24 protein-coding genes are annotated in these 26,510 nt (G+C 72.6%); 8 read left to right on the top strand and 16 right to left on the bottom strand.

What is annotated here, in order from left to right:
* Window positions 1-26: 26 nt before the first annotated feature.
* On the top strand, window positions 27-482 hold the full coding sequence (locus EDD40_RS37330; RefSeq protein ID WP_123747048.1) for a hypothetical protein: 456 nt from the start codon (window positions 27-29) through the stop codon (window positions 480-482).
* A gap of 261 nt (window positions 483-743) precedes the next feature.
* Complete coding sequence (locus EDD40_RS44075) at window positions 744-893, top strand: GTP cyclohydrolase I (RefSeq protein WP_425471300.1); 150 nt, start codon at window positions 744-746, stop codon at window positions 891-893.
* Window positions 894-1,019: 126 nt separating this feature from the next.
* On the opposite strand, the gene EDD40_RS37320 is transcribed toward EDD40_RS44075, so the two are convergent.
* Entirely contained in the window at window positions 1,020-2,459 is a 1,440-nt protein-coding gene (locus EDD40_RS37320; protein ID WP_123747047.1) for an RICIN domain-containing protein, read from the bottom strand.
* Between the two features lie 256 nt (window positions 2,460-2,715).
* Between EDD40_RS37320 and EDD40_RS37315 the strand changes: the two genes are divergently transcribed.
* The gene (locus EDD40_RS37315; protein WP_123747046.1) at window positions 2,716-4,776 is read left to right on the top strand and encodes a sigma-70 family RNA polymerase sigma factor; all 2,061 of its coding nucleotides are present in this window, start codon (window positions 2,716-2,718) and stop codon (window positions 4,774-4,776) included.
* A 9-nt stretch (window positions 4,777-4,785) separates the two neighbouring features.
* On the opposite strand, the gene EDD40_RS37310 is transcribed toward EDD40_RS37315, so the two are convergent.
* On the bottom strand, window positions 4,786-6,009 hold the full coding sequence (locus EDD40_RS37310) for a PP2C family protein-serine/threonine phosphatase (RefSeq protein ID WP_123747045.1): 1,224 nt from the start codon (window positions 6,007-6,009) through the stop codon (window positions 4,786-4,788).
* A 293-nt stretch (window positions 6,010-6,302) separates the two neighbouring features.
* On the opposite strand from EDD40_RS37310, the gene EDD40_RS37305 reads away from it, so the two are divergent.
* A complete protein-coding gene (locus EDD40_RS37305; protein ID WP_123746795.1) occupies window positions 6,303-6,575 on the top strand; it encodes a GlsB/YeaQ/YmgE family stress response membrane protein in 273 nt (90 codons plus the stop codon).
* Between the two features lie 184 nt (window positions 6,576-6,759).
* Here EDD40_RS37305 and EDD40_RS37300 read toward each other — a convergent pair whose 3' ends face one another.
* From EDD40_RS37300 to EDD40_RS37245, 13 genes are all read right to left on the bottom strand, one after another.
* A complete protein-coding gene (locus tag EDD40_RS37300; RefSeq protein WP_123747044.1) occupies window positions 6,760-7,365 on the bottom strand; it encodes a GTP-binding protein in 606 nt (201 codons plus the stop codon).
* Window positions 7,366-7,393: 28 nt separating this feature from the next.
* Entirely contained in the window at window positions 7,394-7,831 is a 438-nt protein-coding gene (locus EDD40_RS37295) for a roadblock/LC7 domain-containing protein (RefSeq protein WP_123748569.1), read from the bottom strand.
* A 23-nt stretch (window positions 7,832-7,854) separates the two neighbouring features.
* Window positions 7,855-9,582, bottom strand: coding sequence for a sensor histidine kinase (locus EDD40_RS37290; RefSeq protein WP_123747043.1), 1,728 nt, complete (start codon window positions 9,580-9,582; stop codon window positions 7,855-7,857).
* 16 nt (window positions 9,583-9,598) lie between these two features.
* Window positions 9,599-10,279: a DUF742 domain-containing protein gene (locus EDD40_RS37285; RefSeq protein ID WP_123747042.1), complete on the bottom strand. Its 681-nt coding sequence runs from the start codon at window positions 10,277-10,279 to the stop codon at window positions 9,599-9,601.
* Window positions 10,276-10,557 carry a hypothetical protein gene (locus EDD40_RS37280; RefSeq protein WP_123747041.1) on the bottom strand — a complete coding sequence of 94 codons (282 nt, stop codon included), beginning with the start codon at window positions 10,555-10,557 and terminating at the stop codon, window positions 10,276-10,278. The genes EDD40_RS37285 and EDD40_RS37280 overlap by 4 nt, the downstream gene beginning before the upstream one ends.
* A gap of 33 nt (window positions 10,558-10,590) precedes the next feature.
* The gene (locus EDD40_RS37275; protein ID WP_123747040.1) at window positions 10,591-11,829 is read right to left on the bottom strand and encodes an NAD(P)/FAD-dependent oxidoreductase; all 1,239 of its coding nucleotides are present in this window, start codon (window positions 11,827-11,829) and stop codon (window positions 10,591-10,593) included.
* Window positions 11,826-12,668, bottom strand: a complete 843-nt coding sequence (locus tag EDD40_RS37270) for a 4Fe-4S domain-containing protein (RefSeq protein WP_246038172.1) — start codon at window positions 12,666-12,668, stop codon at window positions 11,826-11,828. Before EDD40_RS37270 ends, EDD40_RS37275 begins: the two co-directional genes overlap by 4 nt.
* Window positions 12,659-13,468, bottom strand: a complete 810-nt coding sequence (locus EDD40_RS37265) for a DUF4142 domain-containing protein (RefSeq protein WP_170185350.1) — start codon at window positions 13,466-13,468, stop codon at window positions 12,659-12,661. Before EDD40_RS37265 ends, EDD40_RS37270 begins: the two co-directional genes overlap by 10 nt.
* A 515-nt stretch (window positions 13,469-13,983) precedes the next feature.
* Window positions 13,984-17,172: a S8 family serine peptidase gene (locus EDD40_RS37260; RefSeq protein ID WP_246038170.1), complete on the bottom strand. Its 3,189-nt coding sequence runs from the start codon at window positions 17,170-17,172 to the stop codon at window positions 13,984-13,986.
* 407 nt (window positions 17,173-17,579) lie between these two features.
* Complete coding sequence (locus EDD40_RS37255) at window positions 17,580-18,011, bottom strand: hypothetical protein (protein WP_123747037.1); 432 nt, start codon at window positions 18,009-18,011, stop codon at window positions 17,580-17,582.
* Window positions 18,012-18,171: 160 nt separating this feature from the next.
* Window positions 18,172-18,330, bottom strand: coding sequence for a hypothetical protein (locus EDD40_RS42175; RefSeq protein ID WP_170185349.1), 159 nt, complete (start codon window positions 18,328-18,330; stop codon window positions 18,172-18,174).
* A gap of 195 nt (window positions 18,331-18,525) precedes the next feature.
* Window positions 18,526-18,828 carry a helix-turn-helix domain-containing protein gene (locus EDD40_RS44540; RefSeq protein ID WP_123748567.1) on the bottom strand — a complete coding sequence of 101 codons (303 nt, stop codon included), beginning with the start codon at window positions 18,826-18,828 and terminating at the stop codon, window positions 18,526-18,528.
* 7 nt (window positions 18,829-18,835) lie between these two features.
* On the bottom strand, window positions 18,836-19,906 hold the full coding sequence (locus tag EDD40_RS37245; protein ID WP_123747036.1) for a helix-turn-helix domain-containing protein: 1,071 nt from the start codon (window positions 19,904-19,906) through the stop codon (window positions 18,836-18,838).
* 865 nt (window positions 19,907-20,771) lie between these two features.
* Between EDD40_RS37245 and EDD40_RS37240 the strand changes: the two genes are divergently transcribed.
* Window positions 20,772-22,823: a TIR domain-containing protein gene (locus EDD40_RS37240; protein WP_170185348.1), complete on the top strand. Its 2,052-nt coding sequence runs from the start codon at window positions 20,772-20,774 to the stop codon at window positions 22,821-22,823.
* 53 nt (window positions 22,824-22,876) lie between these two features.
* Here the strand turns inward: EDD40_RS37240 and EDD40_RS37235 are convergent, their stop codons facing one another.
* Complete coding sequence (locus EDD40_RS37235) at window positions 22,877-23,434, bottom strand: EF-hand domain-containing protein (RefSeq protein ID WP_123747034.1); 558 nt, start codon at window positions 23,432-23,434, stop codon at window positions 22,877-22,879.
* Window positions 23,435-23,517: 83 nt separating this feature from the next.
* On the opposite strand from EDD40_RS37235, the gene EDD40_RS37230 reads away from it, so the two are divergent.
* Genes EDD40_RS37230 through EDD40_RS37220 form a run of 3 tightly spaced genes read left to right on the top strand, consistent with a single transcriptional unit; the run spans window position 23,518 to window position 26,484 of the window.
* The gene (locus EDD40_RS37230; protein WP_123747033.1) at window positions 23,518-24,576 is read left to right on the top strand and encodes an SDR family oxidoreductase; all 1,059 of its coding nucleotides are present in this window, start codon (window positions 23,518-23,520) and stop codon (window positions 24,574-24,576) included.
* Window positions 24,573-26,246 (top strand): fatty acyl-AMP ligase, encoded by a 1,674-nt coding sequence (locus EDD40_RS37225; RefSeq protein WP_123747032.1) that lies wholly within the window; start codon window positions 24,573-24,575, stop codon window positions 26,244-26,246. Before EDD40_RS37230 ends, EDD40_RS37225 begins: the two co-directional genes overlap by 4 nt.
* Entirely contained in the window at window positions 26,239-26,484 is a 246-nt protein-coding gene (locus EDD40_RS37220) for an acyl carrier protein (protein WP_123747031.1), read from the top strand. Before EDD40_RS37225 ends, EDD40_RS37220 begins: the two co-directional genes overlap by 8 nt.
* Window positions 26,485-26,510: the final 26 nt, after the last annotated feature.

Genomic DNA, 26,510 nt, shown 5'->3' with positions numbered 1-26,510 from the left:
TCAGTTGATTTTAGAAGGAGGCAGTCATGACGAGTCGAGCTTCGGCGTCCCCGCTGCGGGGCGCGGTCGACCGCGCGGCCTGGGGCGACCCCGGCTACCAGGCGTTCCTGGCACTGCGGGCGGTGTTCACCGCGGCGCCCGTCCTCTTCGGCCTCGACAAGTTCGCGAACCTGCTCGTCGACTGGCCGCGCTACCTCGCACCGTGGATCGACGACGTCGTGCCGGGCACGGCCCAGCAGGCGATGCACGCGGTCGGCGTGGTGGAGGTGCTGGCGGGCATCGCGGTGGCCTTCGTCCCCCGGTTCGGCGCCTGGCTCGTCGCCGCCTGGCTGCTCGGCATCATCGTCACCCTGCTGACCATCCCGGGGTACTACGACATCGCCCTGCGCGACTTCGGGCTGCTGGTCGGCGCGGTGGCGCTGGCCCGACTGGCGACCCGGTACGGGCGCGGCGGCTCCGGCGCGGGGAGAGCCGACCGATGAGCGTCCACGACCTGGGCGAACCCGGCCGACGACTCCCGACCGTCGACCTCGGCCGCCGGCTGCGGATCGCGGGTGATCGCGCGGAGCCGGACGTCGAGGGCGCGGCGCGGGCGGTGGCCGACCTGCTGGTCGCACTCGGGAAGGACCTGTCCGGCCCGCACCTGGCCGACACCCCAACGACGAGGTGGTGCTCGCGAAGGGCATCCCGGTGCGGTCGTTGCGGACTGGTCGCAGGAACACCTGGCGCCCCGAGGGGTCGGCGTGGTGATCGAGGCCGAGCACCTGTGCATGCCGCCGCGGGGCGTGCGCGCCGTGGGGGCGCGCACCGTCACCTCGGCCCTGCACGGGCGCCTGCGCGCCGACCTCCGCGCCCGACAGGAGTTCTTCGCCCTCCCCGGGACCGGCGCCTGACCGTCCGGGCGTGACTCGCCGGCGGCGCGGTGGGCCTCGGCTGGAAGCTCGCCGGCCGGTCTTCCGCTTCAGGGCGGCGCACCCGCCGGCGGGTGGGGACGGGTGGCCCACCCGCCGGCGGGCCGGTCACAGGCCGATGGTGCCCTGCGGACCGGAGTAGGTGCGGAGCAGAGCGGGGACGTCCGCGGCCGGGTCCAGGGTGTAGGCGTAGTAGGACCGCGGGTCGAAGGCGTTGCCGCCGGTCTCCCGCTGACCGGTCGAGTTGACGACGATGCTGCCGGACTGGCGCAGTTGGGCGGTGTCGTCGCGGTAGTACGGGTCCTTCACCCCGTCGTAGTAGGTGTTCTCGATGACCATCTTCGTGTTGCCGCGGGCGTAGTTCCCGTAACCGGTGATGGCCTGCATGTGATTGTTGTAGAGGTGCGCGTAGGCGACGTTGTCGGTGCTGGGGTTGCGCTGGTTGTTGTGGTGGATCCAGTTGTGGTGGATCGTGATGCGCGCGGTGGTGTTGTCGGTCCAGCCGATGCCGAACGCCTTGTTGTTCTCCGCCAGCACGTTCCAGGACACGGTCAGGTTCGTGGTGTCCTTGCGGCTGTCGATGAGGCCGTCGTTCATGCGGGTGATGGTGTTGTGGTCGATCCAGACGTTGCGCGCGGTGTCCATCTGGATGCCGTCGTAGTCGAAGTCCTTGTCGTCCGGGTCGTCGGACGCCATCCGGGTATCGCGGATGGTCAGGTTCCGGATGATCACGTTCGACACGTCGGAGAGGTTGAAGCCGCCGTTGACGATCTGGCCGGCGGTACCGACACCGATGATCGTCTTGTTCGAGGCGACCTTGATCTCGGTCCCGTACGGGGTCGCGGTGATGGCCCGGTCGACCCTGATCGTGTACGGGGCGGCCGCCGAGGCGTAGCGGACCAGGTCCGCGTAGGTGGTGGCGGTGACGGTCTGGCCGCCCGCGCCGCCGGTGGTGCCCGCCGCGCCGGCGAAGCCGTCGGGCGAGTTCGACCACGCCCGTCCGCCGGCCGTCGGGGTGAACAGCCACTGCTTGTTGGAGTTGGCCGTGCAGGTCTCCTGCACCACCGCCACCCCCGCAACCTTGCCCGCGTCCTTGTTCGCCAAGCACAGACCCGACTGCACGTTGACCAACTGGTACGTGCCACTACCCGACGAAGTCAGCCGCCACTGCTGCATCAACCCACCCGAACAACTCCACTGCTGCACCTGCACGAACATCTCCCCCGTGCCGTACGGGATGTCCAAGCACTTCCCCGTCGCCACGTTCACCAACGCATACGCACCAGAACCCGAAGCACGCAGCGTCCACTGCTGCATCGGACCATTCCAACAATCCCACTGGTGCACCAACACACCGTTCTCCACAGCACCATCGATCACGTCCAAGCACATCCCGCTGTTCTTCACGCTCACCTGGTACGTGGTCCCGGCCGCCGGCACGGCCGCGACGGCCGTGGGTGACGTCAGGGTCGCCAATCCCAGGCTTGCCCCGAGCAGGGCCGCGGTGAACCGCGACGCCCTCCCGGTCTTGCCACTTCTGAAGCGCACGACTGCCCCTTCCTCGACCGGCACCGATGACGGGCAGCCCGCCCGGCAGGGCGGGCCGGGCTGCGAAGGCACAGACACCGCCGGCGGGCCGCGATAACGAAACCCGAGGAGGTTCACTCGTTCGGACTAACCCGACGGGGACGCGGCGCGCGGTCGTCGAACGATTCGACGATCTTTACAAGCGTTTCCCACCTGTGCCAGCCTCTGCGACCGCGTCGCGTGACGCGCCGGGACCGGGCGGACGAAGGGCTGCGACATGAGGACGACGGTCGACGCCGAGGTCGTCGCGGCCGCCAGGTCGGGTGACCGGCGTGCCCTGGACGACCTGGTCGCCGCCTGCCTCCCCCTGGTCCACAACGTGGTGCGCCGGGCGCTCCCCGGCGACCCGGAGGCGGACGACGTGGTGCAGGAGACGATGCTGAGGGTGGTGCGGGGGCTGCCCGCGCTCAACGACCCGGAGCGGTTCCGCGCGTGGGTCGTCACCACCGCCATCCGGCAGGTCCGCAACCACGCGCGCGGACGTCGTGCCGCCCTGGCCCGGCGGCTGCCGCTGGCCGCGGTCGCGGAAGCGCCCGACCCGCGGGCGCGGGTGGCGGAGGACGCCGTCGAACGCGTGGCGGCGGCGCACGAGCGGCAGGACCTGCTCGCCGCCACGCGGTGGCTGGCGCCGGACGAGCAGCGGGTGCTGGCGCTGTGGTGGCAGGAGGTCAACGGGGAGCTGACGCGCGCCGACGTGGCCGAGGCGCTCGCGCTCAGCCCCGCGCACACCGCGGTGCGCGTGCAGCGGATGAAGGAGCGGCTGCTGACCGCCCGCACGGTGCTGCACGCCTGGCGCGCCACGCCCCGCTGCCCCGGCCTCGCCGCCACCGGCCGCGGTTGGAGCGGGGCGCCGGAACGGCGGTGGCTCACGCGCTTGGCGCGGCACGTCCGCGACTGTCCTGTGTGCACGGTCGCGGGCCGGCCGCGCACGTCGTCGGAGCACCTGGCGCTGGGGATCGGCTTGCTGGCCGTGCCGTCGGCGTGGTCGGGGCTGCCCGCGCAGGCCGCGGCCGGGCTCGTCGAAGGGGTGCGGCGGTTGTTCGACGCGCTGTCGGCCAAACCCGCGCTGCTCGCCGTCCCGGTCCTCGGCGGCGCGGCCGTCGCGCTCACCGTGTGGATCACGCCGCTGCCCGTCGAGGACGGGATCGCCCTGCCGACGACCTCCACCGCCGCAGCCGCGCAGACCCCCGTCGCACCGACGTCCGCCGCGGCGCCGGTGGCGCTCTACGTCTCCCCGGACGGCGACGACGCGGCCCCGGGCACGGAAGCCGCCCCGTTCGCCTCGCTCGGGCACGCCGTGTCCGTCGTGCGGCCGGGGCAGACCATCTACCTGCGCGGCGGCACGCACCGGCCCACCGCCCCGGTGGAGATCACCACCAGCGGCCACCCCGGCCACCCGATCACCCTGACGGCCCCGCCGGGCGAGCACGCCGTCCTCGACGCGAGCCGGGTCACCGGCGACGGGCCGTTCATCGTCCAGCGAGCCGAGCACTGGGCCGTGCGCGGCCTGGAGATCACCGGCGCGCCGGGCGCCGCCTACTCGTGCGAGTCGTGCCGCGCCACGGTGTTCCAGCACCTGTCCGTGCACGGCAACCTCGGCACCGGGCTGCGCCTGCAAGGCCCCGGCACCACCGACAACCAGGTCCTCGACAGCGACTTCCACGACAACCACGACCCGGCCGGGCAGGAGGCCGACGGCCTGGCGCTGGGGCCGGGGTCGGGCACGGGCAACGTCGTGCGCGGCTGCCGGACGTTCGACAACGTCGACGACGGCCTCGTGGTCGACGGCTTCACCGACCCGGTCACCGTGGACTCCACCTGGTCGTGGGGCAACGGCATCAACCGCTGGTCCTTGCCCGCCGCCGACGGCTCCGGCCACGGTTTCGACCTCGGCGACGTCGGCGCGCACGTGGTCACGGGCAGCGCCGCGTGGAAGAACAACGGCCACGGTTTCGCCGCCGGCGGCGGCACGCCCAAGCAGTTCACCCGGAACAGCGCCCTGCGCAACGCGGGTGACGGCTTCGCCCTGGGCGCGTCGGGCTCGCAGGTGCGCCGCAACTACTCCTTCGGCAACCGGGAGCAGGTCGTGCCCACCCGTCGCGTCCCCGCCGAGGGCAACACCTGGGACGGACCGGGCTGGGGCACCCACGTCCTGCGCGAACTGGACCCCGCCACCGCCGAAGGCCCCCGCGCGCCGGACGGCTCCCTGCCGCCCACCGAGTACCTCACCAACACCAAGGACGCCTCCGTGGGCGCCCCCATGACTGCGCCGCGCTGAACGAGCGGGTCAGGACGGGTCGGCGGCGGGGGTGTGCCGGATCGTCAGCAGGGCGATGTCGTCGTTGGCCGGTCGGTCGCCCACGAGGGTGGTCATGATGCGGGTGCAGGCCGCTTCCGGGGCGGACGGGGTCACGACCCGGCGCAGGCTCTCCAGCCGGTCGTCCAGGTCCTGCCCGCGGCGCTCCACCAGGCCGTCGGTGAACAGGGCGACCAGCGAGCCGGGCGGCAGGTCGACGCGGGTGCCGCGGCGGCCGGTGAGGCCCAGGTGGTAGCCGATGGGCGGGCCGAGCGCGGCGTCGACGAAAGCGGGCTCGCGGCCGGGCACGGCGAGCACGGGCGGCAGGTGGCCGGCCAGGGCGAGCTCCATGCGCGAGGTCGCCAGGTCGATGACGGCGTAGGCCACCGTGGCCATGGTGTGGGCCTCGAAGTGGCTGGCCTTGCGGTCGAGCTTGCCGAGCACCTCCGCCGGGTCGGCGAACTCCAGGGCGTAGGCGCGCAGCGCGCTGCGCAGCCGTCCCATCACGATCGCGGCGGCCAGCCCGTTGCCGACCACGTCGCCGATCACCAGGCCGATGCGGTGGTCCGGAAGGGTGAACACGTCGTACCAGTCACCGCCGACGCCACTGTCCGTGCCCGGGACGTAACGGGCGGCCATCTCCCACCCGTCCGTGACGGGCAGGTGCCCGGGCAGGAGGCTGTCCTGGAGCATCGCGGCGGCGGCCCGCTCCGAACGCGACCGGTGCACGTGCGCGGCCATCGCCAGCCGGTCGGCCACCAGCCGCAGCAGCTCGACCTCCTCCTCGGTGAACCGGCGGGGCGTGGTGCTGCCGACGTGCAACACCCCGGTCAGCTCGCCCTGGGCGATCATCGGCACGCCCAGCAGGGTCCGCAGGCCCCGCTGCCACAGCAGCGGGTTGACCACGGTGGACTCGTCGACGTGGGTGAGCTGCACCGGTTCCCGGCGCTGCGCCACCTGCCCGGCGAAACCGGCGCCCACCGGCACCCGGACGCCCTGGAAGACCTCTTCCTCCAGGCCGGACGCCGCCCTGGCCACCAGCTGCGCGCCGTCCGCGTCGATCAGCAGGACGGTGGCGGTGTCCGCGGCGAACAGCTCGCGCACCTGCACCAGCAGCACCTCGAACACCTTGTCCAGGTCGAGTTCGCGCAGCGTGCTGTCGGTGACCGCCTCCAACACCCGCAACCGCTTCCCCAGGGCACCTGGGTCGTCCATCCGTGGATCCCATCCTCTGTCTCGATCACGTGCACCGAGCGGGCAGCGCGAGCACGTGACGGATGCCGTGTGAGTCGGTGTCGGTCGGGTCAGCGTACCCGGAGCGGCCGCGGGCGATCCGGGAGCAGCCCGAACGTGACCCTCTCGACGACCGCGCCCCCGGCCCGATGCCGGTCCCGCCACCCCCGTTGAACTCGTGGAGGTGTGAAATCGGTGCGATGTGGGCACCCCGACCCCTGTAACGATCACGCCGCGTCGCAGGAGTCGGCGTGGCACGAGGACAAGGAAGCACCGTGGGCATCCTGGGTTGGATCGTTCTGGGTCTCATCGCCGGCGCCATCGCCAAGGCAATCATGCCCGGCAAGGACCCCGGCGGCATCGTCATCACCATGCTGCTCGGCATCGTCGGCGCCATCCTCGGCGGCTTCATCGGCCGCGCGATCTTCGGCTCCGACATCGGCAGCTTCTTCGACCTGAGCACCTGGCTGCTCGCCATCCTCGGCTCGCTGGTCGTGCTCGGCATCTACCACGTCGTCACCAGCCGAGGCCACCGCGCCCACAGCTGACCCGACACCACCACAGCGCACGGGCCCGCCGGCACACAGCCGGCGGGCCCGACGCTTGTCCCCGGTATCCCTGCTCTCCCCGATCTCCCGCACGCTGCGCGGTCAGCCCGTGCGGCAGGTGCGGACGGTGACCTGACCGTCACCGCGGTCGGCCCACCTCAAGCCGTCGCCCCACGACGGTTCGTCAGACGGTCACCGGGTCGGCGGCCTGCTCCACCTTCTGCATCACGTAGGCGATCAGTTGCAGCAGCGTCTGCTTCACCTCGGCGCGATCACGCGCGTCGCAGCGCAGCACCGGGATGCTCGGGTCGATCGCCAACGCGCGCCGGACGTGTTCGAGGGGGTGGTGCAGGATCCCGTCGAACGTGTTGACCCCCACGGCGTAGGGGATCTTGCGGTTCTCGAAGAAGTCGATCGAGGTGAAGGAGTCGGTCAGACGCCGGGTGTCGGCGAGGACGACCGCGCCGAGCGCGCCGCGCACGAGGTGGTCCCACATGAACCAGAACCGCTCCTGCCCCGGTGTGCCGAACAGGTAGAGCAGCAGGTCGTCGCCCAGCGCGACCCGGCCGAAGTCCATCGCGACCGTGGTCGCCATCTTGTTCGGGATGCGGCTGGTGTCGTCCAGCTCGTTGCTGACGGCGGTCATCATCGCCTCGGTCGTCAACGGCTGGATGTCCGAGACGGCGCCGACGAAGGTCGTCTTCCCCACGCCGAACCCGCCCGCCACCACGATCTTCGTGGAGGTGACCGAACCGATCTTCTTCACGGGACCGAAATCGTCCATCTTCATGGTGCGTCGCCCTTCCTTCCTCGGTCCCTCAGTTGGACGCGGAACCGGCGGAGACGCCCTGCTCCGCGTCGTCGGCGCGCTCCCCCGGCGTCAGCTGGGTGCTGAACTTGTCCACGAGCAGCGCCATCTCGTAGGCGATCTGGCCGATGTCGTAACCGGGATCGGCGAGGATCGACATGCACGAGCCGTCGCTGATCGCCATGAGCAGCATGGTGCCCGCGTCCATCTCGACGATGGTCTCCCGGACGTTGCCCGCCTCGAAGCACCGGGCCGCGCCGTCGGTGAGGCTCAGCAACCCCGACGACACCGCGGCGAGCTGGTCCGCGCGGTCCTCCGGCAGCGCGCCGGAGGCGGCGAGGAGCAGTCCGTCGGCGGAGACCGTGATGCCGTGAGCCACACCGGGAACGCGATCCACGAACTCGTTGATGAGCCAAGAGCACTTGTCGACGAGCTCCTGGTAGGTCATCGACCGCGACTTCGACTGTCCGCTCATTTTCCTGTCTCCCTCTCCAGCACGGTCCAACCGCCTGTGTGGTGTTGCCGGCCCCGCATCCGGTCCTCTTGTTCCTTGGCCTTGCGCACGCCGACCTGGTAGCTGGACAACCTGCGCCGCAGGTGTGCCGGGTCGCGTTCGATCGGCTTGTGCCGGTCCGGCCCGTCCGGGACGGCGACCGCGATCCCGGGCACGAGGTTCGCGCCCTTCCGGCGCAGCGGCAGCCCGTCCTCGGTGTAGACGGTCTCCTGCCGCGGCGGCTCGGGGGTGACCGGCGGCGGCGCGTCCCCGTCCGACCGGGCGCCCGCCACCTCGTCCCGCGCCCGGAACCACCGGGACGCCGCACGCGCGTCCTGCTTCACGTCGACCGGGGCGGCCGGGGCGACCGCGACGACCGCGGGGGCCGCCTCGGGTGCCGGCGGCGCGCCTCGGGTGCCGGGAACCCTCATCGGCAGGGTGGCGGGGATGTCGTCGTGCTCCCTGCCCCTGCGCTCGGCGGCTTCCCGGCGGGCGCCGCTCAGCGCGTTGTCGCGTTCGGCCCGCCACGCCTTCGACTTGCCGTACCAGGAGGAGACCCGGTGGACGGTCGCGCCGTCGTCCTTGGCGTGCTTGGTCTCCCGCATCCGGACGGTGGTCCTCACCGCCACCGGGTCGGGCACGCCCGCGCGCACCGCTTCCTCCTCCAGCAGTAACGAGCTGGGCACCGAGATGAGCGCCGACACGCCCTCGACCTCGTCGCCGCCGAACAGCTCGACCTTGAGCCCGTGCCGGCCCGCGAGCCTGCCGACCACGAACAGGCCCACCCGGCGTGACCGGGCGATCTGCGCCGAGCCCAGGTTCCGCAGCTGCTCGTTCGCCTTGCGGACGTCTTCATCCGACATGCCGATCCCGTTGTCGAACACTCCGATGGACAGCCCTGCGTGCCTGCCCAGCTCGGCGTTGACCGTGACCTCCTTGTCCGGCGGGCTGAACGCCGTCGCGTTGTCGAGCAGCTCGGCGATGATCCGGATGAGGTCGCCCGCCGCGGTGTTGGAGATCCGCACCGACGGCATGCCCAGCACCCTGATCCGCTGGTACCGGTCTACTTCGGACATCGCCGCGCGGAACACGGCCTCCACGGGCACCGGGTCCTTCGTCGCGCGCACCAGCTCCGTCCCCGCCAGCACGAGCACGTTCTCGTTGTTGCGCCGCATCCGCGTCACGAGGTGGTCGAGCTGGAACAGCAGGTGCATGTCGGTGGAGGACCGGTCGCCGCTCTCCAGCCGCTCGACCACCTCCAGCTGGCGCTGCAACAACGTCTGCGACCGCCGGAACATGTTGACGAACACCTCGGTGTACCCGGCGCGGACGTCCTCGTTCTCCGAGTCCCTGCGCGACACCGCCGCGCACAGCTGTTCGACCTGCCCGACGAGCAGGCCGAGCCCGTCGTCCGACACCGCGGGAAGACGGTTCCTGACCGCATCGTCGTCTCCGCCGGCCATGAGGTCGGCGAACGGCACCGCGGCCAGGGCGTCGATCTCGCCGCGCACCGAGGCGTTCGCGCGGTGGAGGCGTCGCACGTCCAGCGCCACCGCCGCCAGGAGCGCGACCGCGCCGGCCGCGAGAGCCGCGACCGCCACGCGGACCCAGCCGCCGGTCGTGAGGTCGGTGACGGCCGCGAGGGCCACCACCGCGAGCTGTGCCGCCGCGGTCGCGGCGATCGTGACGTCCAGGCGTGTGGTCATGGCTGCTCCCTCCTGGTCATCGGGTGTCGGACAGCTGCGACAGCCCGGAGTAGACCCGCCGGAGCAGGTCCATCGACGGCAGGCCGTTGACGAGGGGCGCCGTCTCGTGCACGCGCAGGTAGTCGTTCCCGATGCACTCGCCGATGATCGTCCGGGTCAGGCCGAGCGGCGCGGAGATGGCGACCGCGACCTCGGCGACCGACTGCGGCACGACGCACACCCGGCACACCGCGCGCTGGTCGTCGCTCATCTCCCCGGCGGGCAGGGACACCAGGGGGCGGGCGAGCTCGACCACGGTCTCGAACCCGAAGTCGTCGTCCTGGGCGTCAGGACGTTCCGCCGGGCGCACGTACGGCCGGATCAACGCCGCGTCGCCGAGCTCGGGCGCCGGGCCGAGCTCGACCTCCGGGCCCCCCACCCCGCTCGACGGCACCAGGCAGGAGCGCCTCGACCCGCCGTTCTCCTCCCGCACCAGCACCTTGATGGGCACGAGGTCGGTCAGCGCCTCGACCACGATCGCCGCGTCGGTCGGCGGACCGGGTTCCTCCGCCGCCCGCCGGTCGCGGAAGTCGTGCTCGGCCCACTCGCGGTAGTCGGTCCACCCCCCGAAGCGCGCCGGTTCGGGCGAGCCCCGCTTGGCCGTCGTCACGAGGCGGTGGTCGGGAACTCCCACGGCCCGGTCCCGGTTCACCGTCATTTGCGCGCCCCGTGGTCCGTGCGCATGCCGATGCCCCGCTCGGACTCCGGCCAGACCTCGTCGAAGCGCTCCGCGTCCACCGGTGCGACCAAGGTGCGCCGCGCTTCCCGGTACGGCAGCGGAACGACGACGCGCAGCCCGCGGTTCGAGTCGGAGGTGGAGATCGTCACTTCGGTGGTGAGCGACGAGAAGTTGGGCGACTGCGCGACGGCGACGGCGAGGCCGGCGCCGACGAGCAGGCCGAGCACCGCGGTGAGCGCCCGTGGGTTGAGTCGCATCGCTTGTGCCTTTCCAGGTGGTGTGCGGGTCGGCTACACGTGCGACAGCGGCTGCGCGGGCGGCTGCCGGTCGCCGGTCGCGCCGGTGTCCGGCCACGACGCGTCCCTCAGCTTCTTCCCGTAGTCCAGCACCGCCACCGAGCGGTCGAACCCGATGACTCCGGTGAGCTTGCCGTCCCGCAGGTAGCCGGTGAGCGATCGCTGCGAGGTGGACACCTGGTCGAGCGAGACGTGCTCGACGCCGACCGACGGCATCCCGACGGCCTGGATGCGCAGCCCGTGCTGCTCGGACCAGAACCGGGGAACCGGGGTGAACGGCGTCGCCGACTCCCGGCCGCTCAGCAGGCTCTCCGCCGCGGCCCGGCCCATCTCGATCGCGTTGGTCCAGTGCTCGACCCGTCGCGGTTTCCCGTCGAACCGCAGGTTCGGCCAGGAGGCGACGTCGCCGGCCGCGACCACGTCCTCCATCCCCTCGACGTGGCACGTGGCCTCGCACACGACCCCGTTGTCCAGCCGGGCGCCGGAGTCGCGCAACCAGGACACCGCCGGCACCGAGCCGACCGCGACGACCACGCAGGACGCGCCGAGGGTCCGGCCGGTGGACAGCAGCAGCTCGGCGCGGGAGGCGCCGCCCGCCCAGGACCGCACGGTGACGCCGAGTTCGAGGCGGACCTTGTTGCGCCGGTGCAGGTCCGTGAGCCGGGTCGCCAGGTCGTTGTCGAGGAGGTTGTTCATCAGCGTGCCGGTGCGCCCGACGATCGCGACGGACCGGTCCATGGACCTCAGGCTCGACGCGACCTCGCAGCCGATGAACCCCGAGCCGACCACCACGACCTGCTCCCGGGAGCGGTCGAGCAGGTTCTTCATCTTCCGCGTGTCCGCGCGGGTGCGGACCACCACGACCCTCGGGTGGGCGTTCATCCCGCCGGGGTGCCTGCGCGGCTCGACCCCGCTCGCGATGACCAGCCCGTCGTACTCCAGCTCCTCACCGCCGGGCAGGTGCACGACCCGCCGGCGCGGGTCCAGCTGGGACACCGGGGTGTTCAGCCGCCAGGTCGCGTCGAGGTTCTCGGCGGGCGCCGTCAGCACGTCCGCGGCGGCCAGCTCGCCGGTGAGGAATTGCTTGGAGAGCATCGGGCGGTGGACCGGCATGGTCGACTCGGAGCCGACGATGACGATCTCACCGTCGAACCCGAGCTCGCGCAGCCGTTCGGCGGCGCACAGGCCCGCGATGCCCGCTCCGACGACCACGATCCTCGGCAATCCGTTCATGCGTCCCTCCCGGCGACTTCGATGGCCCGCATCGGGCAGGACCGCGCCGCGGAGAGCACGTCCAGGTTGCGGGTGGTGTCAGGGCTCTGCCGGTAGGCCAGCCGACCGTCCTCCTGGAGCTGGAAGACGTCGGGGGCCTCGGTCTGGCAGAAGCCGTAGCGGTGGCAGCGCTGGTTGTCGACGCTCACCTTGAGCGGCGCCGCCTTGTCGACCGGCGCCGCCCGCACCGCGTCGCCCTCGATGAGCCCGACCTTCGCCAGCGCCCTGGGCGGCACGAACCGCACCGCCACGAGCGCGAGGGCGGGCGCCGAGACGGTGAGACCGGCGAGCCACACCAGCTCGAAGTTGCCGTTGGCCCACGCTCCCCACCACGCGTGCGCGGCGGCGAGCACGAACACCGCGTACGCGGTCTGGTGGAACCGCAACCAGTTCCGGTAGCGGAAGACGCGGTGCATCCCGGCCGTGACGACGATCGCCACCATCAGGTCGAAGGCGATGATGCCGAGGGCGTGCCGGACGTAGCCGTTGAGGAACGGGACCACCACCTGCGAGCCCACGACGAGCTGCTCGTCCAGGAACCAGAACCCGAACCCGTGCACCGCCGCGGTCGCGAGGGTGAACGTGGCCAGCATCGAGTGCCCGCTGCGCAGCGCGTGGTGGCCGGTGAACCGGCGGACCCAGCCGGTGGCGGTGAACACGCCCCAGCACAGGGTCAGGCACAGCGAGAGGTAGGACAGTCGCGCGGAGAGCGCCACCACGCCGCGCACGCCGTTGTCGTTCCCGGTGTAGCCCACCGCGAGCACGTCGGCGGCCAGGCCCGTCATCGCGATCACGTCCACGCCCCTTCCTCGGTCTCTTCGTCCTCGACGGCCTCTTCCGGCCGGGTCCGCGAGCCGACCCGGACCACGAGCAGCGTCCCGGCGCCCACCGCCACCAGCAGGACGATCCCGAGGACGAGGTCCACCGGCGCGGGCAGTGCCTGGTACCGCGCGTCCGTGCCGGAGTGCACCGCCAGCGCGTCGGACGTGGCGAGGCCCGTGCTCTCCAGCAGCGCCATGTGCCGCGACACGTAGTCCTCGGCGATCGCGGCGGAGGAGCGGACGACGTCGTTCTCCGTCGTGGACCGCACCGCGGCGATGGCCATGTAGACCGACCCGTGCGCGGCCCTCGTCAGGTTGACGTAGACCCGGTCGAGCTCGTCGCCGCTCGCCGCGCGGATCTCGTCGCGCCAGCCCCGCTGCTGCGGGGTCGGCGCCTGCGGCAGCTGGACCTGCAGGCGGTCCGCGGCCGCGATGTTGTTCTTGTGCAGCACGTGGTGCTCTTCGGCGAGCTGCGCCGCGACCGCCCGCACCTTCGGGTTCGTGCTGCGCCGGGCGACGTCCTCGCTCGCCGGCGCTTCCCACAGACCCGCTTGGGCGACCGCGACGAGCATCTTCACGTCGGCCGGGTACAGCGGGCCGTGCGGCGCGTCGATGGTCGTGTCCTTCCGCACGCCGTGCCCCGGTGGGTCGCCGTCGTGCCAGCCGCTGGTCGCCGAGACCCCGCACGCCCCGACCGTCCCGGTGACGGCCAGGACGAGTGCCAGCCGGACGACCAGTGACCGCCGCTCGGCGCGCGTACTACGCCAGAAAACGCTCATCGATGCCTTCATCCGAGGTGTTGAGCCGAGGTGTGTGGTCGAGTCCCGCTGGTGGAAGCCGCGGACCGACGGCGTCAGTCAACACGCCGGCCCGGCGGAGCGGAACGACGACGAGGCCTTCAGGTAGCCGCCGTACCCGAAGAGGAAGAACGACCCGTTCGGCCTTGCCCGCCGTCCCGTGTGGTGGTATCCCGGCAAGGTGACCGAGAGGAGTCCACCTGGTCCGTCCATTCAGGACAGCGCGTCTCGATTCGTCGCGGTGCCGGCGCGCGGCCGGGCAGCGTGATCACGGTGCTCGACGGGCGCGGGCAGGCCGGCGCGTGGCCGGTGCGCTGGAGAAGTGGCGCGAGGGCGGGGAGATCCGGTCCGTCGCGCCCGATGTGGACCCACGCCGCCACCACCGGGCGGGTCGCTGTCGCTCAAGACCGGCCGAGTGAGGGGTGGGTCCACCGCACGTGACGCGGCGGCGGGCCCCCTCGGCCAGGGGACCCGCCGCCGTGATGCCCGGAAAACCCCTACCGGAGCTTGTAAGCGCGGATCAGGGTCTGCTCGAACACGTTGCCCTTGCTGTCCGAGCCCTTCACCCGCAGCGAGGCGTACGCGCCCGGCGCGGCGGCGTTGCGGACCAGCGCGGTGCGGCCGATCACCGGGGCGTCGGACCACGTGCCGCCGTCGTCGAACGACACCTCGACGCGCACGTGCCGCACCCGCCCGTGGTCACCGCCCGCCTGCTGGGTGATGACCAGCGGCACGGCGAGCGGTCGGCCGGCGACGGCCGCGCCGTTCGCGTCCAGCTCAGGGGTGAAGCGGACGACGGTGAGCGGCAAGGGCTGCCGCTCCTCGCCGGGCGCGGTGCCGGAGCGGAACGTCCAGGCCGAGTGCACCCGGGTGGTGAACTCGGAGACCTCGTCCGACCGCGAGCTCTCCACCTCCAGCCGGTAGTCCGCCGGCCCCGGCGGCACGGGGAACGCCCCGATGCCGGGCAGCGGCGTCTCGCCCACCACCTCGCCGTCGCGGTGCAGCGTGGTGCGGGACGTGCCGGTCAGCGAGTCGCCGAAGTTGCCCGAGCCGTCGCCGAAGAGCCACAGGTCGGCGACCACCACGTCACCCACGCGGAACAGGTAGGGCGAGGCCGAGTGCGGCGGTGTGGGGCCGATGACCGGGAACCCGAACGCCTCCGCGTACCTCCGGCCCGTCCGGTAGGTGCGGTCGGGGCTGAGCAGCACCGACTCCAGCGTCTCCGGTGTGCCCTGGAACAGCTGCCAGCGCCAGGTCGTGTCCGCCGCGAGCACGTGGTCGACCGCGCCGGACAGCGGTTCCGACGCGGTCACGCCGCCGTACCCGTAGATGCCGTCGGCGGTCGTCACCCTGCCGGAGTGCTCGCCGATCCGACCGGGCCGGCGAGGGCCGAACCCGGTGCGGACCTCCGTCAGCTCGCCCTTGCCGGGGCGGCGCGCGAACCCGGTCGGCGCACCGCCGCGCTCCTGCCACGCGAACCGGTAGGACACCGGTTTCCCGCCGACCGGCGCGCCGGTGAACTCCGCGCCGATCAGCACGCCGTACGCCGCCGCCGGCAGCTTCGGACCGCTGTTGCCCAGCGCCAGGTCGGAGGGGAACCCCTGCGGGTACACCAGGCCCATCACGGCCGTCGCGTCCTCGTGGTGCCTGCCGAACGCGACGTAGCCGAACCTGGGCTTGGCCCCCTTCTCGGGCGGCGTGATCGTCACCGGCGCCGAGGCTCGCGTGTCGAAGACCACCTCGGTGTCGGCGGTGACCGTGACGTCCGGCCGGAGCAGCACCGTCGTGTCGGGCTCGCCGAAGCGCTGCTCGGACACGGCGGTGTAGACGCCCTTGGGCACGCGGGTGGTGACGTCGCCGTCCGCGTCGGTGATCAGGCTGAACCGGTCGTTGGTGACCCCGATGAGCAGCGTGGAGTAGTTGCCCTCCGGTTGGCCGGACCGGTCGAGCTGGGTGATCCGGACGTCGTAGCTCTCCACCTCGCGGCTGACCGCGACGGGCGTGCGCAGCAGCACGTCCGCGCCGCTCCTGGCGAGGACCAGGCCGGAGTACTCGCCGTCGGCCGCGCCGGACCTGCCGTCGCCGGTGACCGTCACCGCCGCCTCGCCGCCCGCCGGGACGGTGACCGCGGCCGGGCTGACGGAGAAGGTCCCCGCCGGACCGGGTGTGCCGTCCGGGTTGCGCGCCTGCACGTCCAGGTCGAGCGTCACCGGGGTGGCGCCCGCGTTGCGGTAGGTCAGCGCCTTGCTCAACGGCACGTCGTCGTCGTGCGGCCACTGCTGGACGCCCAGGCTGACGCTCGGTGGCGACGTGGTGAGCGTGGTGGTCATGACCTCGGCCGAGTCGACGCGGCCGGAGCCCTGGTCGAACACGGTCAGGTCGGGGTTGGGCTCGGCCGCCGCCATCAGGGCGGCCTTGAGCCGGTCGCCCGGCCAGTCGGGGTGCTGCTGCGCGAGCAGCGCGGCGGCGCCCACGACGTGCGGCGTCGCCATCGACGTGCCGGACATGGCGTGGTGGTCCGCCGGACCGGCGCCCGGCAGGCTCCGCGACTTGGCGGCCACGATGTCGACGCCCGGCGCGGTGATGTCGGGCTTGACCCCGCCGTCGCCGACGCGCGGGCCGCGGCTGGAGAAGTCCGCGAGGGCGTCGTTCCGGTCGACCGCGCCGACGGTCAGCGCGGCCTCCGCGCTGCCCGGCGAGCCCACGGTCGCCGCGGCGCCGCTGTTGCCGGCCGCGACGACGAACAGCGTGCCGTGCGTCGCGGACAGGGTGTTGACCGCTTCCTCCAGCAGGTCGACCTCCGGCCCGTCGGCGCCGCCCAGGCTGACGTTCACCACGTCCGCGCCCTGCTCGGCGGTCCAGCGCAGGCCGTCGAGGATCGCGGACTCGGCGCAGCCCGCCTGCCCGCACACCTTGGCGTCGAGCAGCTGCGCGCCCGGCGCGACACCGCGGTACCGCGTGCTGTTGCTCGCGATGGTCGACGCGACGTGCGTGCCGTGGCCGATGGTGTCGGTGGCGTCGGGGTCGCTGGTGAAGTTGCGCTCGGCGACCTCCCTGCCCACCAGGTCCGGGTGCCCGCCGTCGACGCCCGTGTCCACGACGCCGACCTTCACGCCCGCACCGGTGTACCCGGCCGCCCACGCGGCGGGCGCACCGATCTGCGGGACGCTGTGGTCCAGCACGGGCCGGCGCACGCCGTCGAGCCAGACCTTCGCCACGCCCGGGGCGGTCAGCAGCGCCTGCCAGTCGGCCCCGGACGCCTTGGCCGCCGTCGTGGCCACCGCGCCCACGGTCGGCAGCTCGCGGTCGACCCGGAGCGCGCCCAACGCCGCGGCCCGGTCGCCGGAGCGCTGGACGATCAGCGGCACGCGGTCGCGGCGGGCGTCGTCGTAGCCGGCCTCGACCAGGCCCGTGACGTCGAACAGCCGCGCGTCCAACCTGCCCTCGGCGAGCGGGCGTGCCGCGTCGCGCGGGACGACGTGCACGTGGCCCCGGCGGTGGAAGGTCAGGTAGCCGATGTCCTCCCGGCCCGCGCCCGCGGTGACCGCGGCGACCCGGTCACCGTCGAGCACGACCCGGTCACCGCTGATGAGCGTGACGACCCGGGTCGTGCCGCTCTTTTGCGCTTCACCGGCCGCCGCCGCCTGCGGCGCCGCCGACGCGGCGGCCACCCCTAACGCGAGCACCGCGGCCGGCCACGCCGTGCGCCTCCGTGATCTCGAACCCGACACGAGTTCCTCCCGATCCTCCGGTTGAGGTCGGCGCCACGGAGCTGTCGAGTGGTGCGTGGCACGCACCGGTCGGCGCCGACCGGTGCGGACGCTAGGCGCTGCCGGGGTGTTCAGGATCGTGGCCGGTGAACTGAACAACGTCCTCCGAACACCGGACCGGGGAGGCGATGTCGTTGCTGCGCCGGATCCGCGTGACGTGGCTCGAGCCGTCGTTGCGCCGGCCGGGAGCAAGCCCTTTCCCGAGCCGTGCTCACCTCGCCGGCGCGGGCGCAACGCCTGCTGCCACCGGAGCGGCCCCTACCCCCTCCCGTTCCCCCTAGCTCACCGCATCCAGTCGGACGCCTGATCCCTCGAACAGACGGTCACCACCACGCGGTGGCGTTGTTCGCGGTGCACGTCCCGTTCGGGTCGACCACGTAGCACGCCCGGAACGCGCGGTTCGGGTCGGCGCTCGTCGGGTAGGCCTGCGTGTAGTTGCGGCTGCCCGCGGTGTAGGTCGAGAAGTCGTCCGCCACCCGGTCGCCGTTCAGGTCGACCTCGAAGCGGATGAACTCCGGCCCGCTGTACTGGAGGATCCTGCCCCAGCCGTACTGCGCGCCGCCGCAGTCGCCGTAGCGGACCTGGACGACCCGGCCGTCGACCGTGCGCTGCACCGCCGTCAGCGGGTTGCCGCACGTCGCCGGGTCGCTCCACCACGGAGCGGCCGCGGAGGCGGCCGCGGTCGTGGCGGCGATCAACGTGGTGGTCGTGGCGACGGTCGTCAGGACGGCCGCCACCTTCGTCGTGTTCCTCATCGTTCCCCCTGGTGTCCGGTTCGACGGAGGCGGTCGGCGCCGCGCCTGGGTTCGCGGCCGCGCACGGGGCTGGAAGCCCGCGTCCGGTCCCGGTCGGGAGTCGGGCCGAGGCCGCGCGTACCCGCCGACGAGGTCGGCGTCGCACTGGGACTCGGTGTCGTCACTCCCCCATCGACCCGAGCGCCTCACCGCCGACTTCATAGTCGCACCACTGACGGGGAATAGGCACGATCTCGTTCGGGTGAACGCGCGGTATCCGATCGCGCCGCGTGACCACCGTTGCCGCGCTGCTCTTCGCCCGGCCCACCGTCGTGGTCATCCGGCGAGAGTGCGCCCGGTGATCGCACGCCACCGGTTTCCGCGGAAGTCGCCGCACGCTTTCCCGTCGCCGTCGAGCCGGTCCCACCCCCCGGTCGGGACCGGCTCGACGGAAAGCGGTCGACGATCGGGATCGGCGACTGCCCTGGCCTCGGCACGCGGACCCGGTGTGATTCGACCGGTCCGGTATTTCGGCTCACGACAAGTGTGGCGCCATTGTCCGAAGTCCCACCATTGGCTGTTCCGCCATGCAGGAACCGCCACATCGACGGGCGTTCTCACGCGCGTTCCACTCGACGAAGGCGACCGCGGCGCCGACCCGTGACGCGACGCCCAGTTTCAGGATGATCCGGCCCACGTGCGCGCGCACGGTGCGTTCACCGATACCCAGGTAACGCGCGATCTCCCGGTCGGTCTTGTCGCTCGCGAGCACCCCGAGCACTTCGAGCTCTCGCTCGCTGAGGGCGGCGAAGGGCCCCGAGGGCCATTCCGGGCGCACGGTTCCCTCAGCCGACGCGCCGTGACTCGGCACGGTCGTCGTCCCGATCGGTCAGCCCGATCACGGCCGGCACTCCGCCGTCGTCCTCGATGACCAAGCCGCCGTGCGGCACCGGGTGGGGGTGATGACACCTGGTCGCGGTCTGCTGGTTGGCGCTGACGCACCACGACACGCCGATCACCGTGAACAGCACCGCCATCAGCACGACCGCGAGGAGTCGCGCCCCCGCCGGCAGCGCACCGATGGAGATCACCACAGCCGCCGTGGTCCCCGTCGCCACCAGGACGCACGCCATGGCCAGCACCGGACGCGCCAGGCTGGTCAGCAGGGGAAGGACGACGTCGCGGACGTTCGGCGGGCCGGCCGCCCGGTCGGCGCCGCGGGCGGCTGCCGGGTGGTCGGGTTCGACCTCCTCCCGGTGCTCGACAGGTTCCTCCACCGCCTCCGGGTGGTCGACCGGGACGGCTCCGCCCTGCAGCTCGCACCAGAGCACCACGACCTTCTCGACCTGCGGCTCGGGCAGCCCGCACGCGACGACGAACGCCCGGACCTGGTCCATCTTCGTGGGCAGCGAGGAGTTCTTCTGGTCGTTGACGAACCGGTAGGCCGTGCTGCGGGGGATGCCGCCGCGGGTGGCGACCTCGGCCGGGGTGAGCCCGGAGCGCACCTGGACCCGGCGCAGCAGGGAGATGAACTCCGCCGGGGTGCGGGCCTCCAGCTCGTCGTCCGCCACGGGCACGGCGCGCGGTCGCTGCCGCTGCGCATCGGGCACGTGCGGCGAGATCGGCACCACGTTCGTCGGTCCTGCGCCGCCGCGCCGCGAGGTGTCCAACCGCTTCCACGCCTCGTGCAGGTGCTCGACCGTGGACCTGTCGGCCGCGCAGGCGCTCAGGACCTTCCGGTAGAAGTGCCACTCGCGGACGCGCTGCTGCACGGCGACCCGCACGACCTCGGTCGACCGGCCCACGTCCTGGGCCAGGTCGGGGAGCGACAAACCGGCCCGCCTGATCTCGACCCGGACGGCGCCGAGGAACGCCGCCGGCGAAGTCAGGTGATCCTGCAGCCGCGGTGACGTCATAACGCCCACCCGCCCCGGTCGGACCACCGACGCCCGCCGCGGCGCCCGGCCGCCGGCCGGACGTCCGAGAGACAGCACAAACCCATGAGTCGCCCTCCAGTGTGAGGGCGTCGTCGCATGCTCGATGGTCGTTCGGCACAGACGACGACGCCGTGCAGCCGATCGTTCGCAGGCCGGTGGCCCGCCTCCCGCACGGGCAGTTGGCCCTGCACCGCACGAGGTCCGGACGGATCTCCGGACCCACCAGGCTTACCACCGCCACCTCGCCGTTTCCACGGAACACGACGGCATCGCTGGTGAAGGTGCCCCTTTTCCACCGCGTGGCCGCATCACCCGATCCGTCCCGCCGCGTCCCACCGCGTCCACACCGGGGTTGCGCGTCCATCCCCCGGGCCCGGTCGCCCGCCCGGCACGACCACCGACCCGGCCGGTGTTCGCGCAGATGGCGGCGATCCCACGGCGTCCAACGACGTGGTCCCACACCGTTGTCGGCGGGTACGTTCGGCGGGCAGACGCACACCGGCTCTGAAGGCACGCCGTGCAGCCGTGTCCCAGGGCCCGTCGGCCTCCTGTTGGCCCAGGAGGCCGACCAAGTCGCCTGCCCACCGCACCTCGCCGCTCCGCCCTTCCGCGGACGTGCGGTCGCCGCGCACCGGCCCTCGCGGTGGGCGCCGTCCCGGTCGAGCAGCCCGCACGGGATTTCGCCCGTTCGTCAGCCGGGAAAGCCTCGCCCGGCAATCGTCCGCAACAATGCGGACGGGTAGCTTTGACGACTGCCGACAACAAGAACGTGCGTCCCGATCACTTTTCCCCGTGATTGACGCACGCCTCGCCGATGCGATCACCGAAGTGGAGGACTGATCACGTGGCAGGCGTGTTCGTCAACTACCGGGCCAAGGACAACCCCGTCGCCGCCGCCGCGATAGCCCGGGTCCTGACCGACAACTTCGGCCGGGAGCTGGTGTTCCGGGACTGCGTCTCGATGGCACCCGGCGAGCCCTACCCCCAGGCCATCCGCCAGGCCCTGCGCGAAGCCGACGTCCTGGTCGCCGTCGTCGGCCCGGACTGGTTGGCCGTGGACCCGTCGACGGGGAGACCACGCGTCGAGGCCGAGGACGACTGGGTCCGGATGGAGATCGCGCACGCGCTGAGCCACGGCATCCCCGTCGTCCCCGTGCTGCTGCACGACACCCCGGAGAACGCCCGCGCCCCGCGGCACCACGAGCTGCCCTCCAGCATCAGGCGGTTCGCGAGCATCCAGGCCGCGCGCTTCAGCCAGCGGCGGTTCGACCAGGACATGGCCGCCCTGGTGGAACGCCTGGTCGACCTCGTGCCCACGCTCGCCGTGCCGCGGCTGTTCGTGCAGCCCGTGCCCACGCCGGGGGCCGACGTGGCGCCGAGCGTGCTGTTGCGGGCGGAACACGGCGTGGTGCCGTTCTCGGGTCGGCAGCGGGAGCTCGCGGACCTGGTGGCGTGGGCCAACGACCCGGCCACCAGCGCGGTGCGCCTCCTCGTGGGCCGTCCGGGGTCGGGGCGGCGGCGGCTGGCGTTGGAGTTGTGCGACAGGCTGCGCCGCACCGGGTGGTTCGCCGGTGTGCTCGACGGCGAGGCGCCCGCGGCCCAGATCCGCAGGGCCGGCACGGTCGACAAACCCCTCCTGGTCGTCGTCCCGGACGGCGAACTGCGGTCCGAGCGGTTGGCGGTGCTGGCGGAAGCGCTCGTCGACCGCTCGTCTGCCCGCGGCGCCACGAGCAGGTTGCTGGTGCTCGGGCGATCGGCCGGCACCTGGCTGACCCCGTTGCGCGACCACGCGGACCGCCGGGTCGCCGCGCTGTTCGCCGACGCCGACCGCGTCGGCGCGATGGCCCTCGACGGCGTTCCGGCCGGTGCGACGCCCGAGGCGGCGGTGGCGGCGTTCGCGGACGTGCTCGGGCTACCGGTGCGGCCGCAACCCGCCGGGCGGCCGGAGACGGTGCTCGACCTGCACGCGCTCGCCCTGGGCGCGGTCCTCGGGTCGGCCGACCGCGGGGACCCGCCGGCCCGGGTGCTCGACCACGACCGCGACCGGTGGCGCGCGGCGACCGGCGACCACAGCGCCCCGGAGACCGCCCGGACCGCGCTCGCGGTGATCGGGACGCTCGCCACGCTGTGCGCCCCGGCCTCGCGGGAACGGGCGGAGGCGCTCATCGCCAGGCTCCCCGAGGTCCTCGGGGAGGACTCCGCGGCCGTGCAGGAGTACGTCGGGCTCTTCTCCCGGCTGTACCCGGGACCGCACCCGGTGAACGCGCTGAGCCCCGACCTGCTCGGCGAGCGCCTCGTCGCGGACACCCTGACCGCGCAACCCCTGCTCGTCACGACCCTCGTCGCCGTGTTCCCGGACGAGTGGCTCACCTCGGCGTTGACCGTGCTCGGCCGGGCGCTCCCGCGGCGCCACGACCTGGCGCCCGTCGTCCAGTCCTTGTTCCGCGCCGCGCCCCACCGGGTCGAGCCGCTCGTCTTCGACGTGGTCACCAGGCTGGCGGACCCCGAGCCCCTGGCCAGGGCGATCGCCGAGGAGATGGCGACCGTCGACCGGCAGGTGCCCGACGTCGTCTCGCTGCTCATGAAGCTCGCCGGCGCGGACCAGGCCCGCGACCCGTTGCGCGGCGCCACGATCGACGCGATGCTCGACGCGGCCCGGAAGTTCACCGACCGGCTCGCGGAGCACAGCGGCACCACCGTGCCGCCACATGTCAGGCGCATCGTCGACGCCGCGACCGACACGGTGCGCGACTTCCTGGTGGGCGGCCTGGACCCCGGATCGGGGCGCATGCCGATCAAGCCGGACGGGAAGCCGATCCTGCCTCCGGGGACGCTGACCCTCCTCCGCGACCTGTTCCACACGCGCCCGAAGGGCGACGAGGAGGAAGACGGCTGACCCGGTGCGGTCACCGGGTGTGGCTGATCGCGGGCCACACCCGGCGGGGCGGATCAGACCGCGATCGGGCCGAAGATCCAGTTGCCCCGGACGTCCTCCTCCGGGCTGCGGAAGAACTGCTCGTTGGCGGTGTGGAGCTCGTCGCGCCCGATCCAGCCGTTGCCGTCCAGGTCGAGCTTGTCGAACGCGGCGTTGCCCGCGTCCTCCGACAGGCGGAAGGCGCTGGCCGCCATGCGCACGTACTCGGTCCTGGTGATCCGGCCGTCGCCGTCGACGTCCATCAGGTCGTAGAAGGCGTCGGCGATCGGGGCGATGTGGGTGCGGTAGCCCTCGTCGGACGTCGTCACGAACCGGTCCATGCCCGAGGAGTACTCGTCGACGTCGACGCGGTCGTCCCCGTCGGTGTCCATCGGGCGGGTGACCGCCTCCCACAGCCTGTCGTAGCGCTCCCGGACCAGTTCGCTCTCGGGCGAGCCCGGCGCGTAGCCGAACGCGGTGACGAGCCGGTCCGCGGACGCCGTGTAGTCCATCCTGTCGATGGCGCCGTCGTCGTCCACGTCCAGCAGGGCGAAGAGGTGCGCGAGTTTCCGTTTCAGCAGTTCGTTGAGCACGGGTGCGATCCTTTCTTCAGCGGGGCATTACGCTCACGACGTGAACGTTACTGTCCCCGATGCGAGCACGGTGAGGTTGCCGCGTGGCTAACCATGTGGTAGATGGAGCCAATGGTTTTGTGGCTTCCCATGTGATCAGCGCCCTGGTGGCTCGCGGCGACACCGTGACCGCATTGGCGCGGGCCGACGGGGAAGTCGTCCGGAGGAAGGTCGCCGACGCCCTGACCACGCTGCACCTGAACCCCGCCCTGGTGGAGAAGGTGCAGGTCAGCTCGTTCTCACTGGCCGAACCGGACCTCGGCATATCGGCCGCCGACGTGTTCGCCGAACCGTGCACGTATTGGCACAGCGCCGCCCTCATCACGTTCTTCCCGCGACGGGAGGCGGAGTTGCACGCGGTCAACGTGGTCGGTTCGGCCAACGCCGTCGCCGCGTTCACCGGGCACGCGAAACCCGGTTCCCGGTACGTCCACGTGAGCACCGCCTACCAACACGGCACCACTGAGGGTAGAGCGTTCGAGCAATGGCCTGATTATGGTCACCCATCCGAGTTTCGAAATGACTACGAGCACTCTAAAAGGGTCGCCGAAGTAGAGCTTTCGCAGACCGGGTTAGCACAGAGGGGTGACGTGCTCGTCGCCCGATTGGGCGTCATGGTCGGCCACTCCGGAACCGGCCGGGCGTTGACGGACCTCGGCATGTACGACTTCCTCCGGGTCATCGCGCTGTTCGCGAGGCGCACCCCCGGCGAACGGGTCCGCTTCGTCTGCCACCCGAGGGCGGCCCTGCACCTGACGCCCGTCGACGGCACCGTGGACCGGCTGCTGGCGCTGGCGGACGGCCCGTTCGACCGGCCGGTGCGGCACCTCGTGCCGCCGACCGCGGTGCCGGTGACCGACCTGTTCGCCGCGATCTCCGCGCACCTGCCCGTCGAGCTGGTCGCCGTCACCGCCGCCGAGGTCGAGGCCGAGCCCTTCAGCAGGTTCGAGGCCATCGTGAACATGCGGTGCAAGTTCACGTCCCCCTACCTGCGCCACGAGTACGGGTTCGAGTCCCACGCGGACGCCGAGCCGCCACCCGTCACACCTCGGATCCTCGACCTGCTCATCTCCTGGTACACCCGCGAGGGGCTGCCCGAATGACGGACTTCGTCACCCGCTTCCGCGCCCGCCCGCGCACCGACCGGAAGGTCTCATACCTCGCCGACGGGCGTCCGGCGGCCGAGCTGACCCACCTCGAGCTCGACCGGCGGGCGAGGGCCGTGGGGTCCTGGCTGACCGAGTCGGGGATGGCGGGCAGACCGGTGCTGCTGCTCCACCCCGCCGGACTGGACTTCCTCGTCGCGTTCCTCGGCTGCCTGTACGCGGGCGCCGTGGCGGTGCCCGCGCCCCTGCCCCTGTCGGGCGCCTCGCGGGTGGACCGGGTGGACCGGCTGATCGAGGACTCCGGTGCGCGACTGGTGCTCACCGACGAGGCGCACGTGGGCGTGCTGGGCGGCCTGTCGGCGCGGACCGCCGCCGAGGGCCCCGACTCGTGGGAGCCGCCGGAGGTGGACGCCGGCGCCGTCGCCTACCTCCAGTACACCTCCGGGTCGACCAGCAGGCCGCGTGGCGTCGAGGTCACCCACGGCAGCCTGACGCACAACCTGGAGCTGTTCCGGAAGATCAGCGGCGACGTCCCCGTCCGGCGGATCGGCGGCTGGCTGCCGCACCACCACGACATGGGACTCGTCGGGCTCCAGCTCCAGGCCCTGCACGCGGAAGCCGACCTGGTGCTGCTCTCGCCGGAAGCGGTCATCGCCCGTCCGATCCGCTGGCTGCGCGCGATCAGCGAGCACCGGGTGGACTGGACCGTGGCGCCCGACTTCGGCTACGCGTGGGCGACCCGCCGGGTCGACGACGCGGACCTCGCCGGACTCGACCTGTCCTGCCTGACGATGGCGGTCAGCGGCGCCGAGCCGATCCGGATCGCCACGCTGGACGCGTTCGTCGACAGGTTCGCGGCGGTCGGGTTCCGCCGCACCTCGCTGAACCCCGGCTACGGGCTCGCCGAGTCCACCCTGGTGGTCACCTGCACGTCACGGGGGCGCGGGCCGACCGTCCGCTCGTTCACCCCGGCGTCGCTGGCCGCCGGCGAGGTCGTGCCCGCGTCGGACGCCGACGGGGTGCCGCTGGTCGGGTGCGGCGAGCCGGGCGACATGCGGGTGCGCGTCGTCGACCCGGTCACCGGCGCCGTGCTGGACGACGGCACGATCGGCGAGATCGGGGTGGCCGGGCCCAGCCTGGCCGCGGGCTACCACGGCGACCCCGCCGCGACGCGCGCCACGTTCGTCACCGGCCCGGACGGCCGGTGGCTGCGGACCGGCGACCTGGGTTTCCTCCTGGACGGGCAGCTGTTCGTCACCGGCCGGCTGAAGGAGCTCATCATCGTCCGCGGCCGGAACCTGTACCCGCAGGACATCGAGGTCGCCGCGCGGGAGGCGCACCCGGACGCGGGCCGGGGCGCGGCCTTCGGCGTGCGGTCCGCCGATGCGGAGGAGCACGTCGTGCTGGTGCAGGAGATGCGCCGCGCCGCGCAGGCCGACCCCGTCGCGTTCGCCGACGCCGTGCTCGACCCCGTGACCAAGCAGTTCGGCGTGTCGGTGAGCCTCGTGGTCGTCCGCTCGAACACCGTCCGCCACACCACGAGCGGCAAGGTGCGCCGGGGGCACATGCGCGAGCTGTTCCTCGGCGGCGGGCTGGCGGCGCTGCACCGCGAGCTGACCCCGGCGGTCGCCGGCGTCGTCGCCGCCTCGGAGGCGGACCGTGGCTGACGAGTCGTTGAGGGCCTGGCTCGTCGACGCGGTGGCGGGGTACCTGGGGCTGCCGCCGTCGCAGGTCGGCACCGGGGTGGCACTGCGCTCGCTCGGCTTCGACTCCGTGCACGCCATGGGGCTGTGCGTGGACATCGAGGAACGCTGGGGAATCCTCGTGGAGCCCACGCTGGCCTGGGACTTCCCCACCATCGACACCATCGTCACGCACCTGGCCCCGCAGATCGACCGGATGTGAGCCGGCTGCGGCCGGTGTGCCACCAT

Origin of the sequence: Saccharothrix texasensis, from assembly GCF_003752005.1 — a bacterium.
In the GTDB taxonomy this organism is placed as follows: domain Bacteria; phylum Actinomycetota; class Actinomycetes; order Mycobacteriales; family Pseudonocardiaceae; genus Actinosynnema; species Actinosynnema texasense.
The sequence above is the reverse complement of the archived record's forward strand: the minus strand, read 5'-3'. Positions and strand labels throughout refer to the sequence as shown.

What these genes read in the sequence shown, in the direction of transcription:
- EDD40_RS37225 (WP_123747032.1), top strand. Translation starts at nt 24,573, where the DNA reads ATGACGGACTTCGTCACCCGCTTCCGCGCCCGCCCGCGCACCGACCGG.
- EDD40_RS37255 (WP_123747037.1), bottom strand. Translation starts at nt 18,011, where the DNA reads ATGAGGAACACGACGAAGGTGGCGGCCGTCCTGACGACCGTCGCCACG.
- EDD40_RS37285 (WP_123747042.1), bottom strand. Translation starts at nt 10,279, where the DNA reads ATGACGGTGAACCGGGACCGGGCCGTGGGAGTTCCCGACCACCGCCTC.
- EDD40_RS37295 (WP_123748569.1), bottom strand. Translation starts at nt 7,831, where the DNA reads ATGACCTACCAGGAGCTCGTCGACAAGTGCTCTTGGCTCATCAACGAG.
- EDD40_RS37315 (WP_123747046.1), top strand. Translation starts at nt 2,716, where the DNA reads ATGAGGACGACGGTCGACGCCGAGGTCGTCGCGGCCGCCAGGTCGGGT.
- EDD40_RS37275 (WP_123747040.1), bottom strand. Translation starts at nt 11,829, where the DNA reads ATGAACGGATTGCCGAGGATCGTGGTCGTCGGAGCGGGCATCGCGGGC.
- EDD40_RS37265 (WP_170185350.1), bottom strand. Translation starts at nt 13,468, where the DNA reads ATGAGCGTTTTCTGGCGTAGTACGCGCGCCGAGCGGCGGTCACTGGTC.
- EDD40_RS37245 (WP_123747036.1), bottom strand. Translation starts at nt 19,906, where the DNA reads ATGACGTCACCGCGGCTGCAGGATCACCTGACTTCGCCGGCGGCGTTC.
- EDD40_RS37310 (WP_123747045.1), bottom strand. Translation starts at nt 6,009, where the DNA reads ATGGACGACCCAGGTGCCCTGGGGAAGCGGTTGCGGGTGTTGGAGGCG.
- EDD40_RS37290 (WP_123747043.1), bottom strand. Translation starts at nt 9,582, where the DNA reads ATGACCACACGCCTGGACGTCACGATCGCCGCGACCGCGGCGGCACAG.
- EDD40_RS37280 (WP_123747041.1), bottom strand. Translation starts at nt 10,557, where the DNA reads ATGCGACTCAACCCACGGGCGCTCACCGCGGTGCTCGGCCTGCTCGTC.
- EDD40_RS42175 (WP_170185349.1), bottom strand. Translation starts at nt 18,330, where the DNA reads ATGACCACGACGGTGGGCCGGGCGAAGAGCAGCGCGGCAACGGTGGTC.
- EDD40_RS37300 (WP_123747044.1), bottom strand. Translation starts at nt 7,365, where the DNA reads ATGAAGATGGACGATTTCGGTCCCGTGAAGAAGATCGGTTCGGTCACC.
- EDD40_RS37330 (WP_123747048.1), top strand. Translation starts at nt 27, where the DNA reads ATGACGAGTCGAGCTTCGGCGTCCCCGCTGCGGGGCGCGGTCGACCGC.